15 protein-coding genes are annotated in these 16,829 nt (G+C 61.2%); 6 read left to right on the forward strand and 9 right to left on the reverse strand.

Annotation, left to right across the window (positions count from 1 at the left end):
- Positions 1-149: 149 nt before the first annotated feature.
- Positions 150-1,079: an AraC family transcriptional regulator gene (locus F475_RS21895; protein WP_111454711.1), complete on the forward strand. Its 930-nt coding sequence runs from the start codon at positions 150-152 to the stop codon at positions 1,077-1,079.
- Positions 1,080-1,142: 63 nt separating this feature from the next.
- Here the strand turns inward: F475_RS21895 and F475_RS21900 are convergent, their stop codons facing one another.
- From F475_RS21900 to F475_RS21925, 6 genes are all read right to left on the reverse strand, one after another.
- Positions 1,143-2,198: an ABC transporter ATP-binding protein gene (locus tag F475_RS21900; RefSeq protein ID WP_111454712.1), complete on the reverse strand. Its 1,056-nt coding sequence runs from the start codon at positions 2,196-2,198 to the stop codon at positions 1,143-1,145.
- 18 nt (positions 2,199-2,216) lie between these two features.
- On the reverse strand, positions 2,217-3,065 hold the full coding sequence (locus F475_RS21905; RefSeq protein WP_018926557.1) for an ABC transporter permease: 849 nt from the start codon (positions 3,063-3,065) through the stop codon (positions 2,217-2,219).
- The gene (locus F475_RS21910) at positions 3,062-3,970 is read right to left on the reverse strand and encodes an ABC transporter permease (RefSeq protein WP_019581522.1); all 909 of its coding nucleotides are present in this window, start codon (positions 3,968-3,970) and stop codon (positions 3,062-3,064) included. Before F475_RS21910 ends, F475_RS21905 begins: the two co-directional genes overlap by 4 nt.
- Positions 3,971-4,173: 203 nt before the next feature.
- On the reverse strand, positions 4,174-5,277 hold the full coding sequence (locus F475_RS21915) for an extracellular solute-binding protein (RefSeq protein WP_018926559.1): 1,104 nt from the start codon (positions 5,275-5,277) through the stop codon (positions 4,174-4,176).
- Positions 5,278-5,495: 218 nt separating this feature from the next.
- Positions 5,496-6,944, reverse strand: coding sequence for an aldehyde dehydrogenase family protein (locus tag F475_RS21920; protein WP_111454713.1), 1,449 nt, complete (start codon positions 6,942-6,944; stop codon positions 5,496-5,498).
- An 8-nt stretch (positions 6,945-6,952) separates the two neighbouring features.
- On the reverse strand, positions 6,953-8,590 hold the full coding sequence (locus F475_RS21925; RefSeq protein WP_018926561.1) for a 5-guanidino-2-oxopentanoate decarboxylase: 1,638 nt from the start codon (positions 8,588-8,590) through the stop codon (positions 6,953-6,955).
- A 159-nt stretch (positions 8,591-8,749) separates the two neighbouring features.
- On the opposite strand from F475_RS21925, the gene F475_RS21930 reads away from it, so the two are divergent.
- On the forward strand, positions 8,750-9,631 hold the full coding sequence (locus tag F475_RS21930; RefSeq protein ID WP_018926562.1) for a LysR substrate-binding domain-containing protein: 882 nt from the start codon (positions 8,750-8,752) through the stop codon (positions 9,629-9,631).
- Between the two features lie 60 nt (positions 9,632-9,691).
- Here F475_RS21930 and F475_RS21935 read toward each other — a convergent pair whose 3' ends face one another.
- Both F475_RS21935 and F475_RS21940 read right to left on the reverse strand, forming a co-directional pair.
- Positions 9,692-10,306 carry an NAD(P)-dependent oxidoreductase gene (locus tag F475_RS21935; protein ID WP_018926563.1) on the reverse strand — a complete coding sequence of 205 codons (615 nt, stop codon included), beginning with the start codon at positions 10,304-10,306 and terminating at the stop codon, positions 9,692-9,694.
- A 208-nt stretch (positions 10,307-10,514) separates the two neighbouring features.
- A complete protein-coding gene (locus F475_RS21940; RefSeq protein ID WP_111454714.1) occupies positions 10,515-11,396 on the reverse strand; it encodes an MBL fold metallo-hydrolase in 882 nt (293 codons plus the stop codon).
- Positions 11,397-11,510: 114 nt separating this feature from the next.
- On the opposite strand from F475_RS21940, the gene F475_RS21945 reads away from it, so the two are divergent.
- Together F475_RS21945 and F475_RS30530 are read left to right on the forward strand one after the other, a co-directional pair.
- Positions 11,511-12,416, forward strand: a complete 906-nt coding sequence (locus F475_RS21945) for a LysR family transcriptional regulator (protein ID WP_218281487.1) — start codon at positions 11,511-11,513, stop codon at positions 12,414-12,416.
- Positions 12,417-12,510: 94 nt separating this feature from the next.
- Entirely contained in the window at positions 12,511-12,687 is a 177-nt protein-coding gene (locus tag F475_RS30530) for a hypothetical protein (RefSeq protein WP_167331182.1), read from the forward strand.
- 22 nt (positions 12,688-12,709) lie between these two features.
- Here the strand turns inward: F475_RS30530 and F475_RS21955 are convergent, their stop codons facing one another.
- On the reverse strand, positions 12,710-13,621 hold the full coding sequence (locus F475_RS21955) for a helix-turn-helix domain-containing protein (protein WP_111454716.1): 912 nt from the start codon (positions 13,619-13,621) through the stop codon (positions 12,710-12,712).
- Between the two features lie 179 nt (positions 13,622-13,800).
- Between F475_RS21955 and pobA the strand changes: the two genes are divergently transcribed.
- Entirely contained in the window at positions 13,801-14,994 is a 1,194-nt protein-coding gene (gene pobA, locus F475_RS21960; protein ID WP_064616324.1) for a 4-hydroxybenzoate 3-monooxygenase, read from the forward strand.
- Between the two features lie 78 nt (positions 14,995-15,072).
- Positions 15,073-16,590 (forward strand): MDR family MFS transporter, encoded by a 1,518-nt coding sequence (locus F475_RS21965; protein ID WP_018926569.1) that lies wholly within the window; start codon positions 15,073-15,075, stop codon positions 16,588-16,590.
- Positions 16,591-16,829: the final 239 nt, after the last annotated feature.

Raw genomic sequence — 16,829 nt, forward strand, 5'->3', positions numbered from 1 at the left:
CAAGTTTCATCCACATTGCCCTGCTATGGCAGCCTCGTGTATTCACCCCGCGCAGAATCAGGCAAGCTTTTGACAGGATGTGTCTACCGCTGTCCCTTGCACAAATTTAAGCTCGGCCCATGACCAACACTTCACGGAGGATTCCCTGCATGTCGTCGCTCGATCACTTTCAGGCTCCGCTTCCCGCTGACATGGAAAAACAGCGCGCGGAACTGGCCGACCTCATCCGTCGCAACACGCTGGACGATGGTTCCTATGCCACCGCCGTCGGTTCGCTGTTCATGTCGCGTCACAGCAAATCCCATGATTTCGCCCCGGGGCTGGCCCAACCGGCCCTCTGCATCATGGCCCAGGGACGCAAGGAAGTTCGGTTGGCGGACGAACACTTCAATTACGACCCGCTGAATTACCTGGTGGTATCGGTCTCGATGCCCCTGAGCGGGCGGGTGGTGAATGCCTCGCCCGAAGAACCGATCCTCGCGGTGCGGCTGGACATCGACCCGGCGGAAATCACCGCGCTGATTGCCGACGCCGGCCCCATCGGCCTCCCCACACGGCCCACGGGCCGAGGCCTGTATGTCGAGCGGATCGACGCGGCCATGCTCGACGCCGTGCTGCGCCTGGCGCGTTTGCTGGACACACCGAAAGACATCGCCATGCTGGCGCCGCTGATTCGTCGGGAGATTCTGTATCGGCTGTTGCGCAGCCAGCAGGGACATCGGCTGTATGAGATTGCCATCGCCAACAGCCAGAGCCATCGCATCAGCCAGGCGATCAAATGGCTCAACGGCAATTATGAGCAACCGCTGCGCATCGACGACCTGGCGCGGGAAGTGAACCTGAGCGTGTCGACGCTGCATCACCGCTTCAAGGCGATGACGGCGATGAGTCCACTGCAGTATCAGAAACAGTTGCGCCTGCAAGAAGCGCGACGGTTGATGCTGGCCGAAGGGCTGGAAGCGTCGGCGGCGGGGTATCGGGTGGGGTATGAAAGCCCTTCGCAGTTCAGCCGCGAGTACAGCCGATTGTTCGGAGCACCGCCGCTGCGGGACTTGGCGCGGTTGCGGTTGACGGTTTGATCCGGCATTTGTTGCGTGGCTGATGGCCTCATCGCGGGCTTGCCCGCGATGGGGCCAGTAAAATCAGGCGCTCAGTACTCGGCACGCCTCAGCCGGCAAGGTCACCGACACTGGATTGCCAACGCTCAACCCAACGTCCTGACACGGCGTGCTCAACGCGGTAAACGACACCCCGGAACATTCGACGGTGGTTTCGATGGTCGCGCCGATATCCCGCACAAACGTCACCTTACCCAGCAAGCGATTCCCCGCCGTCGCCTGGGGTTGCGACAATTGCAGGTCTTCGGGGCGAATCAGCATTTTCACTTTCTCCCCCACCACGATGCTGCTGCAGATCGGCACTTGCAGCGCATCACCGCCGGGCAGGCTGACCTTGCCATTGCCCAACGCCGTGGCCGGGAAAATATTCCCCGAACCGATGAAGTCCGCGACGAATTCATTGGCCGGGTGCCGATAAATCTCAATCGGCGTGCCCACCTGCTGCACCCGATGTTCACCCAGCACCACCACGATGTCGGCCATGGTCATGGCTTCGCGCTGATCGTGGGTGACCATGATGGTGGTGATGTTCAAGCGCTGTTGCAGCTGACGGATTTCCACCTGCATCGATTCGCGCAGCTTGGCGTCCAGCGCCGACAGCGGTTCGTCGAGCAGCAGGATTTTCGGCCGCGAGGCAATCGCCCGGGCAATCGCCACACGCTGACGCTGACCGCCGGAGAGTTTCGCCACCGGGCGATCAATCATTTCCTGCAGTTGAATCAGCTCAAGCAACTCCACCACCCGCGCCTGCTGATCGGCCTTGCTGACTCCACGCAGTTTCAACGGATAGGCAATGTTCTCCCCCACCGTCATGTGCGGGAACAGCGCCAGGGATTGAAACACCATACCGAAATTGCGCTGATGCGCAGGGGTATGGCCGATGTCTTCACCGTCCAGGCGAATCTCGCCGCCGGTCAGGGTTTCGAGCCCGGCGATCATCCGCAGCAAAGTGGTTTTACCGCAGCCCGACGGGCCGAGGAAACACACCAGTTTGCCCTCGGGCAAATGCAGGTTCACATCCTTTACCGCGCAGGCCGAGCCGTAATGTTTCTCGACGTTTTCCAGAATCAGACCAGTCATTTGAATCACCTCAAGAAATCAGAACGAAACGCCGCCTTCGCCAACCAACTTTTCCAGCGCCCAAATGAGCACGAAGTCGATCAGCACGATCAGCACGGCAAACGAGAAAACGGTAGGGTCGAGCGACGACACGGTGCGGCTGTACATCCAGATCGGCACGGTCATGACGTCGATGGTGTAGAGGAAATAGGTCACGGTGAATTCGTTGAACGAGACGATGAACGCCAGCAGCATGCCCGCCAGAATCCCCGACTTCATCAACGGCACCACCACATCGACAATCGCCCGAGTCGGTGAAGCGCCGAGCATTTGCGCGGCCTCTTCGACTTCGCTGCCAATGGAAAGCATCGCTGCCGTGCAGTTCTTCACCACGAACGGCAGCGCCAGAATCACATGGGCGATCACCAGCCGCGAAGTGGTGATCTGGAACGGCAGACTGTCGAATACCAACAGCAAGGCCAGGCCCAACACCACCATCGGGAACACCAGTGGCAGCGACATCAATTGCAGCGCCACGGCCTTGCCACGGAACTCGCAACGGGTCAGCGCGTAAGCCGCCGGCACCGCGATGATCGTGGCGAAGATCATGGTCAGGCAGGCCACCAGCAAACTGGTGCTCATGGCCTTGCCCAGGCTCAGTACGTCGCTGGCGTCCGGCGAGACGAACGTGTGCCAGGCGGCCTTGTACCATTGCAGGCTGTAGCTGCTGGGCGGAAAGTCGAGGTTCGACGCGCCGCTGAACGACATGACGATCATGGTCAGGATCGGCAATACCGCCAGCAGCAGGATGAAGCCCGAGAGGATGCCGGCGAACTTGCCGGTATCGCCCGGCAGCAACGACTGACGCTTCTTGATCAAAGTGCTCATTGGGAAGCCTCCAGCATGCGCCGACGACGGCCAGTGATGTATTCGGACAAGGTCATGATGGCCAGGGTGGTAACGATCAGCACCACGCCGGCAGCGGACGCGGCGGGCCAATTCATCAGCGGGGCGATCTGGTCATGGACCATTACCGCCAGCATCGGCACGCGCCGACCGCCGAGCAGCAAAGGCACCACGAAGCTGCTGGCGTTGTAGGCAAACACCAACGTCGCGCCGGTGATGATCCCCGGAAAACTCATCGGCAACACCACTTGGCGAAACACCTGCAGGCGACTGGCGCCCAAGGTTGCAGCGGCTTCTTCGTAAGTGCGGGCGACTCCGCGCATGGCGCTGGCAATCGGCAGCACAGCCAACGGGAACGCGGTTTGCACCAGGCCCATCAACACGCCGTTCTGGTTGTACAGCAGCATGATCGGCCGCTTGATCAGGCCCAGGCCCATCAGCGCCTGATTGAGCATCCCGCCCGGGCCGAGAATCACCAGCCAGCCGTAGCTTTGCAGTAACAGGTTGACCAGCAACGGCAACAGCACCGCCGCCAGGAAAATCCGCCGCACGAACGGTGAGGTCAGCCGCGACATGGTGTAGGCCACCGGGATCGCCAGCAGCACCGCGATCACCGCGCTGATCAGCGCCAGGCGCAGGGTCAGCAGCAAGGATTTGAGGTAGTACGGTTCCAGCAATTGCGCGTAACTGGCCAGGCTGAAGCCGGACCACTCCGCACCTTTGGTGCCCACGCTCATGCGCAGCACCAGGAGGCTGGCGGCAATCAGCACGCCGAGAAACAGCATCGACGGCGAGAGGAAAAACCACGCACGCACTGTCGGTGAGACACCCCGATTAGCGCGCGTGGGTGCGACGCTTACCGGATGGGTCAGAGGTTGGTGTTCCATAGCAAGGGTCTCGTCAATGGAAAGCAGCAAGACTGAGATTCGGCAAAACCTGTGGTGAGGGAGCTTGCTCCCGCTGGGTTGCGCAGCGACCCCAATCAATCACCGCGCCCTTTCAGATAGAACGCGGTGCCTGGTTTTGCGGCTGCTACGCAGCCGAGCGGGAGCAAGCTCCCTCGCCACAATGAATCTTCAAACCGCAGAAATCAGGAAGAAAAGATTTCCGTGTAACGACGAATCCATTGGTCATGCACGGTGGCCAGGAAGGCGTTGTCGTGCATGATCGCCTTCTCGGCAATCTGCTCCGGCGTAAGGATGTACGGGCTCTTGCGGGCTTCGGCGGAGATGATCGCCTTGGCGTTGACCGGACCGTTGTAGATGTCTTCGGCCATCTTGCCCTGCACCAGCGGGTCCAGAGAGTGGTTGATGAAGGCGTAGGCCAGGTCGGTATCGCCCGGACGGTTTTTCGGCATCACCGAGAGCATCAGGTCGGTGTAGAAACCTTCCTTCATGCCGAACGTGGCGCCCAGACCGTAGGCCGGGTCGCGGATCTGTTTGGGGAAAAACGCCGGTGCGTACAAGCCGCCCATGTCCAGGGACCCGGTGCGGAACAGCTCGGCGATCTGGTTCGGGTTTTCACCCAGGGTCACCACGCGGCTCTTGAGCTCGGCGAGTTTCTTGAAGCCTGGCTCGATGTTGTGTTCGTCACCACCGGCCAGTTTGGCGGCGATGATGATCAGGTCCATGGCCTCGGTCCAGTTCGGCGGCGGCAGGAAAATGTTCGGCGCCAGGTCGGCGTCCCACATCGCGGCGTAGCTGTCCGGGGCTTCTTTCTGGGTACGGGTGCTGTAGACCAGACTGTTGCACCACAGCAGGTAACCGATACCGTGGCCATTGGCGCCGGTGCGATATTTCTCCGGCACGTCCACCAGGTTGGGGATGCGGTTGAGGTCGGGTTTTTCCAGCAGGTTGGCGGCGGCCAGGCCTTCGGCGCCGACGCCGGCCAGGGTGATGATGTCGTACTGTGGACGATCACCGCCGGCCTTGAGTTTGGCGACCATTTCCGAGGTACTGCCGGTGCGGTCAGCGATGACCTTGCAGCCGTACTTGTCTTCGAAGGTCGCCGCGATATTGCGCAATGCTGCCAGGCCAGTGTCATCGGACCAGGTCAGCAAGCGCAGGGTCTTGCCCGTAAAGCGCGTGTCGCTGGCATTGGCCCGGATGAACGGCATGCTCATGGCTGCCGCGGCTACCGACGCCACACCCACGGTTTTGATGAATTGACGTCTGTTCAGATCATGCTTGCCCATGAAGGACTCCCTTTGTTTTTTTAAGTATGAGGTTGGTCGCAACCGTTGCATCCGCGCGGCCAGATCGGCTTGAAGTCCCCGGTTTCAAAGGACTTGAGCTTGACCAGCGGGTTCATCCTGAGGTCGTGCAAAACACCTGACTATCGATAAATACTCATTGAAGCCATGACGTTGGCGCATGCCTCCTTTCGAGGCATGCGCTCACTGTTTTCGTGCTGTCAGACGGCCCGAATCACGTGTTTGATTTCCTGGAAAGCCTGCAAGCCCCACGGCCCCAATTCGCGGCCGATGCTGCTCTGTTTGTAGCCACCCCAGGCGGTCTGCGGGAAGATCACTTGCGGTGCGTTGATCCACACAAGCCCCGCCTGCAAAGCGTTGGCGACCCGATCGGCGGCCTCGCTGTCGCGCGTGACCACACTGGCGACCAGACCAAACTGGCTGTCGTTGGCCAAGGCGATCGCCTCGGCTTCAGAGCTGAAACTGCGCACGCAAATCACCGGGCCGAAAATCTCTTCACACCACAACGCACTCTCGAGGGGCGCGTCGATGAAAACGGTTGGCTGCAAAAAATAACCGCGCGACAGGTCCGCCGGGCGATTGCCGCCGCAGATCAGCTTCGCACCAGCACTCAAGCCGCGATCGATGTGGCCCAGCACCCGCTGGTACTGCGCCTGGTTGACCAATGCGCCCATCTCCACGTTCGGGTCGAACGGGTCGGCCACGCGGATGGCTTCGGCACGGGCCTTCAATCGCGCGACAAATTCATCCGCCAGTTCATCGGCGACCAGTACGCGGCTGGTGGCGGAACACATCTGCCCGGCGTTGAAGAAACCGCCGCCACAGGCCACTTCCACGGCCAGTTCGATATCGGCATCGGCGAGCACCAGCAGCGAGGATTTACCGCCCAGTTCCAGGCTCACGCCTTTCACGGTTTCCGCCGCCCGCTGCATCACCTGCACGCCCACCGCGTTGCTGCCGGTGAAGGAAATCTTGGCGATGCGCGGGTCAGCCGACAGCGGTGCGCCAACGGCAAGGCCGGTGCCGCAGACCAGGTTGAACACACCGTTTGGCACACCGGCCTCGGCAATGATCGTCGCCAGTTCCAGCTCCGGCAGCGGCGTCACTTCAGACGGTTTGAGCACCACGCAGCAACCGGCGGCCAGGGCCGGGGCGAGTTTCCAGGCGGTGGTGACCATCGGGAAATTCCACGGCACGATCAGCCCCACCACACCGCACGGTTCGCGGCGCAAACGGGCGCTGAAATCGTCGCTCGGCAATGCCACGACACTGTCTTGTTTCGCGTCCAGGCCTTCAGCCAGACCGGCGTAATACTCGAAGGTGGCGATCACGTCGTCGACGTCGATGGCCGCTTCGAACAGCGGCTTGCCGTTGTTGCTCGACTGCAACTTCATCAACTGTTCGCGCCCGGCCTGCACGCCCGCGGCGATTCTGCGCAGGATCGCCCCGCGCTCGGCACCGGTGGTTTTCGACCATTGCTTGAACGCGTTGGCCGCCGCCGTGACGGCCTGATCGACAGCGTGAGCATCGCCGCCGTTAACGGTGGTCAGCAGGGCTTCGGTCGCCGGGTTGATCACACGCAGATGTTCGTTGCCCGCGGACCATTGGCCATCGATGAACAGGCCGTCGAGGGTCGTCGGAAAGGTCATGGGAACACTCATTGCGACACCGCCTTCATCCACTGGGTCTGGTCGATTTCAATCAGGGTCGGGCCCTGACGATCGGTGGCCAGGCGCAACGCATCACGCAAGCTGTCAACACTGTTGACCGCTTCGGCCGCACAGCCCAGGGCCTTGGCCACACCGATAAAGTCCGGGGTATAGATGTCCACGCCCACCGGCTCGATGGCGCGGTTGACCATGTATTTCTTGATCTCTTCGTAGCCCTGGTTATTCCACAGCAACACAATCACCGGCGTACGCGCTTCCACCGCACTGGCCAGTTCCGGCAAGGTGAATTGCAGGCCGCCGTCGCCGATCAGGCACACCACCGGAGGGCGCGTGCCGCCTTCGACGCTGCCACCGAGCCAGGCGCCAATCGCCGCCGGCAAGGCGTAACCGAGGGTGCCGTAACCGGTGGACGAGTTGAACCAGCGACGCGGGCGCTCCGGGTTGAAGGTCAGGTTGCCGGTGTACACCGGTTGGGTCGAATCGCCGACGAACACCGCGTTCGGCAATTCGTACAGCACGGTTTCCAGGAAGCGGGTCTGGGCCAGGGTCGGGGCGTCCCAGGTCGCGGCGAGCTCTTCTCGCAAGCGAGCGGCGCGCACCTGGCCCCAGTCATTGCGGCGCTCGGCCAGCGACTTGTGGGACAGCGCACTCAGCAGGGCCTGGGCGGCATTGCGCGAGTCGGCCACCAACGCCACCTTCGGCGGGTAATTACGCACGGTCTGGTCTGGGTCGATGTCCACGCGCAGCAGCACGCCCGGGATTTCGAAGCCGCCGGCGAAGGTGATGTCGTAATCGGTTTCGGCCAGTTCGGTGCCGATGGCCAGCACCACGTCAGCCTCGGCCACCAGCGCACGGGTGGCCACCAGGCTTTGGGTCGAACCGATCAGCAGCGGGTGGCTGGATTCGAGCATGCCTTTGGCATTGATGGTCAGGGCCACTGGCGCATCCAGCAGCTCGGCCAGTTCAGTCAGTTCGGCCGCCGCATCGATGGCGCCGCCACCAGCAAGAATCAACGGGCGCTTGGCACCGGCCAGCAGGTCGGTCATGCGGCTGATCGCGCTGGGCGAAGCACCGGCACGATCGATGTTCACTGGCACGCTGGAGAGCAGGTCATCGGCCTCTTCGACCAGTACGTCCAACGGGATTTCGATGTGCACCGGACGCGGACGCCCGGCCTGGAACAGCGCGAAGGCCCGCGCCAACACGCCCGGCAATTCCGCCGCCGACATCAAGGTATGGGAGAACGCCGCCACGCCGCCGACCAGTGCGCTCTGGTTCGGCAGCTCATGCAGCTTGCCGCGCCCGCCGCCCAATTGGCTGCGCGATTGCACGCTGGAGATCACCAGCATCGGGATCGAGTCGGCGTAAGCCTGGCCCATGGCGGTGGTGATGTTGGTCATGCCGGGGCCGGTGATGATGAAGCACACGCCCGGTTTGCCGCTGGTGCGAGCATAGCCGTCGGCCATGAACCCGGCGCCCTGTTCGTGACGTGGAGTGACGTGGTTGATGCTCGAACGGGCCAGCCCGCGATACAGCTCCACGGTATGGACCCCGGGAATGCCGAACACCTGCTCGACCCCGTAATCTTCGAGTAACTTGACCAATACTTCGCCGCACGTCGCCATGTGTTTGCCCTTTTTGTTCGTTTGAGACGCCGGGCCTGCGCAGTGTTTATGATGGAATGGCAGGCCCGGGAATGGCCTCATTGGAACGGGCGACACATAGCCGCAACAATGGATAAAAAGTCATACTAGCCATGTCCTCACGTCATACCTTGGATCCCAATGAAACGACTGCCTCCCCTGCCGGCGCTGCACACTTTTCTGATCACCGCGCAGTGCTGCAACTTCACCCGGGCCGCCGAACAGCTGCACATCACCCAAGGCGCGGTGAGCCGGCAGATCGCCGGGCTGGAAGATCATCTGGGTTATGAACTGTTCATTCGCCAGGCGCGGGGCTTGAGCCTGACCGCCGAAGGACGTGAGTGGTTGCCACGGGTGCAGCAGATTTTCGGCCTGATCGACGAGGCCGTGGAGCAGATCGGCGAGAAGCGCGAAACCTTGCAACTCAAGGCGCCGACCTGCGTGATGCGCTGGCTGTTGCCGCGCCTGTTGCAGTGGCAAAAGGAACGCCCGGATGTGCCGGTGGAATTGACCACCACGGTGAAACACGGCGTGGACTTTCATCGTGAACAATTCGACGCGGCGGTGATGTATGGCCCGCCGCCGGAGAGCTCACTGGCCTCCCATCATTTGTTCGATGAGCAACTGACGCCCGTGTGTTCCCGGCCGATGCTTGAAGGGCCACTGGCCTTGCAGACACCGGCAGACCTGCAACAACACTTGTTGCTGCATCCGACCCGGGATGAACGGGATTGGAAAGCCTGGTTGAAAGCGGCGGATATTCATCTGAGCAATGTCGGCAAGGGCCAGCATTTCGAAACCCTGGACCTGGCGATGTCGATGGCGTCCCAGGGGACAGGCGTGGCGATTGGCGATTGGTCGTTGATCGGCGATGACCTGAGCGCCGGGCGGCTGGTCATGCCCTTTGATTTGAAGGTGAAAACCGGATTGGCGTATTACCTGGTGTTCCCCGAAAAACCTGCGCCTTCGCCGAAGTTGCGCGAATTGATGGGGTGGTTGGTGGAGCAGGCGCAGGCACGCTGAACCGAAATCGCCCTGTAGCAGCCTGCGTTCGGCTGCTACAGGGGATGTGGTGTTGCGAAGTTAATACCCGACCGTAAACCGCTGGCGGGAATGCTTCGGTGTTTCCACTTCATCAAGCAACGCGATCGCGTAATCGGCAAAGGTAATCCAGCTGCGGCCCTGCGCACTCACCAGCAAGTCATCCTTGCCGACTCGAAACGTGCCCGTACGCTCACCTTCGACAAACTCCGCCGACGGCGACAGAAAGGTCCAGTCCAGGTCCTGTTCCTGACGCAAGGTGTTGAGGAAATCGGCACCGGCACTGGCCTCAGCCTTGTACTCCGGCGGAAAACCTTCGCTGTCGATCACCCGGGTGCCGCCGGGCAGCAACAGCGAACCGGCACCGCCCACCACCAGCAGACGCTTGACCCCGGCCTGCTTCACCGGCTCGATGACGGCGCTGGCGGGGATGGTGGAGAAATGTGCAGCACTGATTACCGCATCATGGCCAGCGACGGCGGCTTGCAAAGCGGCAGCATCGAGCACGTCGACGTTTTTGCTGACGACACCGGCACGCTGGCCGATTTTAGAGGTGTCGCGGGCGATGGCGGTGACGCTGTGACCGCGACGCAGGGCTTCTTCCAACAGTTGGCTACCGGCACGACCGGTGGCACCGATGATTGCGATTTTGCTCATGACGTTCTCCAGTTGATGTAACTGTGATGTATAGCGTGTGTGTAATCAGCACAACCTTTGTGGCGAGGGAGCTTGCTCCCGCTGGAGTGCGAAGCGCTCCCTGCACTCCATCAGGTACACCGCATTTACAGGTTTTACGACTGCTTCGCAGCCGAGCGGGAGCAAGCTCCCTCGCCACAAAGGCTTGTTCAGTTTCAGGTCCGACGGGTTACCACTTCATCTCGCCCTTGGCGACTTTGGCGCTCAGCTCCAGCGAGCTTTCTTCGCCCAGGGTCGGGTAGCGTTTTTTCATCGCGCCGATCAGTTCGGCTGAATCTTTCGCCTTGGCGGTTTCTTCGTCGAACGCCTTGATGTAATCAGCGGTGAACTGCACAGCCGCCAGGGAGCGAGCGCTCTCGCCCAGGTAGTGACCCGGCACGATGGTGTTCGGCTTCAAGGCTTCGATCGTGTGCAGCGTCGTCAGCCAATCGGCATGGGACTGCGTGGTCTGGGTATCAGCCATCCACACATGAATGTTTTCGGCGACAACCACGCCACCGACCACTGCCTTGATCGACGGAATCCACACAAAGCTGCGATCCGGTTGCTTGCCATCCAGGCCGAGCACCTGCAGTTTCTGCCCTTCCAGCATCAGGCTGTCGCCCTTGAGCACGTGCGGCACGATGGTTTTGTTCGGCACGTCGGCGCCCATTTTCGGCCCCCAGAAAGCCAGTTTGCCGTCGACGGTTTTCTTGATGTGATCAACCGTCGGTTGCGAGGCCAGTACCTTGGCTTTCGGGAACGCTTTGGTCACGGTGTCGAGGCCGAAGTAGTAATCCGGGTCACCGTGGCTGATGTAGATGGTGGTCAGTTGTTTGCCGCTGGCGCGGATTTTTTCCACCACCTGTTCGGCCTGGGATTTGCCGAATTGCGCGTCCACCAGAATCGCTTCTTTCTCGCCGCTGACCAGTACCGAAGTCACCGGGAAAATCGCGTTGGTGCCAGGGTTGTAGACGTCCAGGGTCAGGGTCGACGCCGCAGCGGCGTGGGCCGCGAAGCCCAGTGCGGCGGTTGCCAGAAGAATGCGTTTGATTGAAGTGAAGCCGATCATCTGTTGCTCCGTTGTCCGAATGCCGTGCTTGGCGATGGGACAGAGCTTAGTTGCCTGGTTCGATACAAAAAATGCGATGCTTGAACATAGTTTGTTTCTGAAAGCGGGCAAATCATGGATCGTCTACAAGCAATGCGGGTGTTCGTCACGGTGGTGGACCTGGGCAGCCAATCGGCCGCCGCCGATCACCTGGACCTGTCGCGGCCGGTGGTTTCACGGTATCTGGCGGAGCTGGAAGATTGGGTCGGCGCACGCCTGATGCACCGCACCACGCGCAAATTGAGCCTGACCGCCGCCGGCAGTGAAATCCTGCCCCGGTGCCGGCAGATGCTCGATTTATCCAGCGACATGCAAGCCGCCGTCAGCGAGCCGGACGACGCACCGCGCGGCCTGCTGCGGATCAGCGTCAGCACCTCGTTCGGCCAGGCGCAACTGGCCGATGCCATGGCCGCCTACGTCAAACGTTACCCCGGCGTAAGCATCGATCTGCAAATGCTCGACCGCACGGTGAACCTGGTGGATGAGCGCATCGACCTGGCCATCCGCACCAGCAACGACCTGGACCCGAACCTGATCGCCCGGCGGCTGACGGTCTGCCGCTCGGTGATCTGCGCCTCCCCCGTTTACCTGCGCGAGCACCCGGCGCCGCAGCGGGTCGAAGACCTGAGCCTGCACAATTGCCTGACCCACTCCTACTTCGGCAAAAGCCTCTGGCATTTCGAGCAGGATGGCGAACCGGTCTCGGTGCCGGTACAGGGCAACATCAGCGCCAACGAAGCCAGCACGCTGTTGCGCGCGGCGATGGCCGGGGCCGGTGTGGCGATGCTGCCCAGTTACCTGGCCGGCATGCATATCCACAGCGGCGAACTGATCCGCCTGCTGCCCCAGGCCGAGCCCCGTCAGATGAACATCTATGCGGTGTATGCCTCACGCAAGCACATGCCGGTGGCGTTGCGCAGCATGCTGGATTTTCTGGTGCTCAGATTTCCCGAAGAACCGGCGTGGGATGTGGGCCTTTAACCGGAGCAAATGTGGGGTGGTTTTGATGGCAACTCACCGGCGCTGACCTATGCTCAAAGCAGTACCCAAGGGTATTCGTTCAGAGGTCAACGCCATGAACATCAAAACAAGAAGATACCTCGCCATTTTCATCACCTGCGCGGCGACGCTGGCGCTGTATGGCACAGCCGCCTGGCGTGTCGAACAGTTGCGCAAAGTGCCCCATGACTTCGCGAGCTGCAACTTCGAGCGCTGCATCCCCCACAGCGCAAGCCTCAACGCCCTCCGGTAACGAACACCTTGTGGTGAGGGGGTCAGGACTCGCTCTTCTGATCGGCAGCGTCCTGATCGGCCTTCAAGCGGTCGCGAAAAGCCTTGGGCGAGATCCCCACCCGACGTCGAAACAAGCGTGTGAAGTTGGTCGGATCGGAAAACCCCAGCACATCGGACATTTCATAAATGGTCATGCTGGTGTAGGTCAGCAAGCGCTTGGCCTCCAGCAACTGACGCTCGTGCATGATCTGCAACGCCGGTTGCCCCGCCAGTTCACGGCACGTGCCGTTGAGGTGGGACACGGAAATCCCCAGCCGATGGGCCAGGTCCTCGACCTTGACGTGCTGGCGATAGGTCTCCTCCACCAGCTGGATAAAACCGTTGAGGTATTCCCGGGCACGCTGCGGACGCTGATTGGCAGCGCGGCGCTGGATCACCTGGCGGCTGACCCACACCATGATCACGCTGACCAGAGAATGCATGAGCATTTCCCGCGCCGGTTGATGGCCGGTGTATTCGCTTTGCAGCGCTGAAAACAGGCTGTTGAGGTACTCGCTGTCCTTGCCCGCCGGGTAGCTTTCGGCTTGGGCCAGGGCATTTACCGAATTGCCCAACTGCGCCTGAAGATGGGCGACCAGTGGCGCGGCCAGGGTGACGACGAACCCTTCGACGTCCTCGGAAAACCGATAACCATGCACCGATAACGGCGGCAGAATGATGATTGCCGGCTCAGCCAATTGTGAGCGTTTCCCTTCGATCTCAAGCTCTGCCTGACCTTTGAAGACGAAGAGCAACTGACACAAATCAGCGTGGCGATGGGGTTTTATTTCCCATTGATGTTCGCGGCTGCGTTTTGAAATGGTTTCACAGTGGAGCAAATCGGGGGTCGGCCAATCCAGGCTTTCACCGTAGAGTTTGAACACCGGAATCGATGGCAGGGCGGGCTTGTTCATCACTTCAATCCAGGCCTCGAAGGTAACGGGGCGATAATCGCACCGATTGGCAGAATGTACAGGTATCGGCTCAGTTTTCACCTTCAATTGACGGACCCGCAAGTGAAAAATGCAAGCACTCGATCCATAAAAATCATCCACCGGCGTTGGTCGCGTGGAGCTTGCGAGTCATAAAAACAATGAAAACACTAAAAACCCAAATCGCCATCATCGGCGCCGGCCCCTCTGGTTTGCTACTCGGCCAATTGCTGCATAACGCCGGCATCGACACCCTGATTCTCGAACGCCAGACCCCGGACTATGTGCTGGGACGCATCCGTGCCGGTGTCCTCGAACAAGGCATGGTAGAGCTGTTGCGTCAGGCCGGGGTGGGCCAGCGCATGGACGCCGAAGGGCTGGTCCATACAGGCTTCGAACTGGCTCTGGACGGGCGCCGGGTACACATCGATCTGCAGACCTTGACCGGTGGCAAAACCGTGATGGTGTATGGCCAGACCGAGGTCACCCGCGACCTGATGGCCGCTCGTCGGGACGCCGGGGCGCAGACGATTTATGCAGCCAGCAACGTCGTCCCCCACGGCATGAAAACCGCTGAACCCTATGTGACCTTCGACAAGGACGGCGAAACGTATCGACTCGATTGTGACTACATCGCCGGTTGCGACGGTTTCCATGGCGTGGCGCGACAGTCGATTCCTGCCGACTGCCTGAAGGTATTCGAGCGGGTGTATCCGTTCGGCTGGCTGGGGATTCTCGCTGACACTCCGCCAGTTCACGAGGAGTTGGTCTACGCGCGGCATGAACGGGGCTTTGCGTTGTGCAGCATGCGTTCGCCAACACGTACCCGTTATTACCTTCAGGTACCGGCCCAGGATCAGGTCGATGACTGGTCCGACCAACGCTTCTGGGACGAACTCAAATCCCGTCTGCCAGCGGCCCTCGCCGATGTGCTGGTGACCGGCCCGTCGATCGAGAAAAGCATCGCGCCGCTGCGCAGTTTCGTGGTCGAGCCGATGCAGTACGGGCGGATGTTCCTGGTCGGCGACGCCGCGCACATCGTCCCGCCCACCGGTGCCAAAGGCCTGAACCTGGCGGCCAGCGACGTCAGTACGTTGTTCAATATTCTGCTGAAGGTTTACCGCGAAGGCCGTGTTGATTTGCTGGAGAAGTATTCCGAAATCTGCCTGCGGCGGGTGTGGAAAGCCGAACGGTTTTCCTGGTGGATGACCTCGATGTTGCATCGCTTCGACGAGCACGACGCGTTCAGTCAGCGCATCAGCGAATCGGAACTGGCCTATTTCGTTGACTCCGAGGCGGGCCGAAAAACCATCGCGGAAAACTACGTCGGCCTTCCATACGAGGCTATCGAATAGGCTCCTATCGACTTACACTGGCGAGCACTCCCGCTCGCCTTGCTCCTTGCGGGTCCATTACTGTCCGCAGGTTTTACCGTGACCAATCTCAACCGGCCTGAAACGCCCAAACCGGCTATTCGCAGCGTGCTGATCGCCCTGATGCTGGCGATCTTTCTGGGCGCGCTGGACCAGACCATCGTCGCTGTGTCGATGCCGGCGATTTCCGCGCAGTTCAAGGACGTCAGCCTGCTGGCCTGGGTCATTTCCGGCTACATGGTGGCGATGACCGTGGCGGTGCCGATCTACGGCAAGCTCGGCGATCTGTATGGCCGCCGCCGGTTGATGCTGTTCGGCATGGGTTTGTTCACCCTGGCTTCATTGTTCTGCGGCATGGCGCAAAGCATGGAGCAACTGGTGCTGGCGCGGATCTTTCAAGGCATCGGCGCCGGCGGAATGATTTCGGTGAGCCAGGCGATCATCGGCGACATCGTTCCACCGCGCGAACGCGGTCGCTATCAGGGCTACTTCAGCAGCATGTACGCGGTGGCTAGCGTGGCCGGCCCGGTACTCGGTGGCTACATGACCGAATACCTGTCCTGGCGCTGGGTATTCCTGATCAACCTGCCGTTGGGCCTGGGTGCCTGGTGGGTGGCTTATCGCACGCTGGTAGGGCTGCCGGTGCCGCAGCGCAAGCCGATCATCGACTACCTCGGTACGTTGCTGATGATCATTGGCCTGACGGCGTTGTTGCTGGGCATCACTCAGGTTGGCCAGGGGCATTCGTGGCGCAGCCCCGAAGTGGCGGGTTTGCTCGGTTGTGCGGTGGCGGTGCTGGCGGTGTTCGTCTGGCATGAACGGCGGGCGCGGGAACCGTTGCTGCCGATGCATTTGTTCGCCAACCGCAATGCGATCCTTTGCTGGTGCACGATTTTCTTCACCAGTTTCCAGGCGATTTCCCTGATCGTGCTGATGCCGCTGCGCTTCCAGAGCGTCACCGGCGCCGGGGCCGACAGCGCGGCACTGCACCTGTTGCCGCTGGCCATGGGCTTGCCGATAGGCGCCTATTTCGCCGGGCGCCGGACCTCGGTGACCGGTCGTTACAAACCGATGATCCTGACCGGCGCGTTGCTCATGCCGTTGGCGATTCTCGGCATGGCGTTCAGTGCGCCGCAGGCGTTTGTGCTGAGCAGCCTGTTCATGTTGCTCTGCGGAATCGCTGGCGGCATGCAGTTCCCGACGTCGTTGGTGGGCACGCAAAACTCGGTGGATCAACGGGACATTGGCGTTGCCACCAGCACCACCAATCTGTTCCGCGCTCTGGGCGGTGCAGTGGGCGTGGCGTTGATGTCGGCGCTGTTGCTGGCGTTGTTGCAGGACTCCAGTTTCGCGCACCTGGCCGGCTCGTCGCTGATTGCCGAGGGCCGTTCGGGGAATGTCTTGCTCGATGGTTTGAACGCCGCGCCGGGGGATGCGCAAAACGCCTTGCGCGCCGAGCTGCTGCTGACCTTCAGGCATTTACTGATGGTCAGCGCGGCGGTGTCGCTGCTGGGGCTGGCGGCGGCGATTGCCATGCCGAACAGGGTGTTGCGCGGGCGGGAAGACAAGGTTCGATAGAAAGACCGAGGCTTGCCCGCGAAGACGTCAGCCCGGACACCACTAGCGACCAGGCGTTGTGTTGCTTTCTGTGGCGAGGGAGCTTGCTCCCGTTGGGTGGCGCAGCCGCCCCAAACCCATTCACCACCGCTATTCAGATAACCTGCGGTGCCTGATTTGCGACTGCTGCGCAGTCGAGCGGGAGCAAGCTCCCTCGCCACAAAAGTCCCACTCCACAGGCCCACTCCACACAACATCAC

The organism is Pseudomonas sp. URMO17WK12:I6 (assembly GCF_003253625.1).
Classification (GTDB): Bacteria; Pseudomonadota; Gammaproteobacteria; order Pseudomonadales; family Pseudomonadaceae; genus Aquipseudomonas.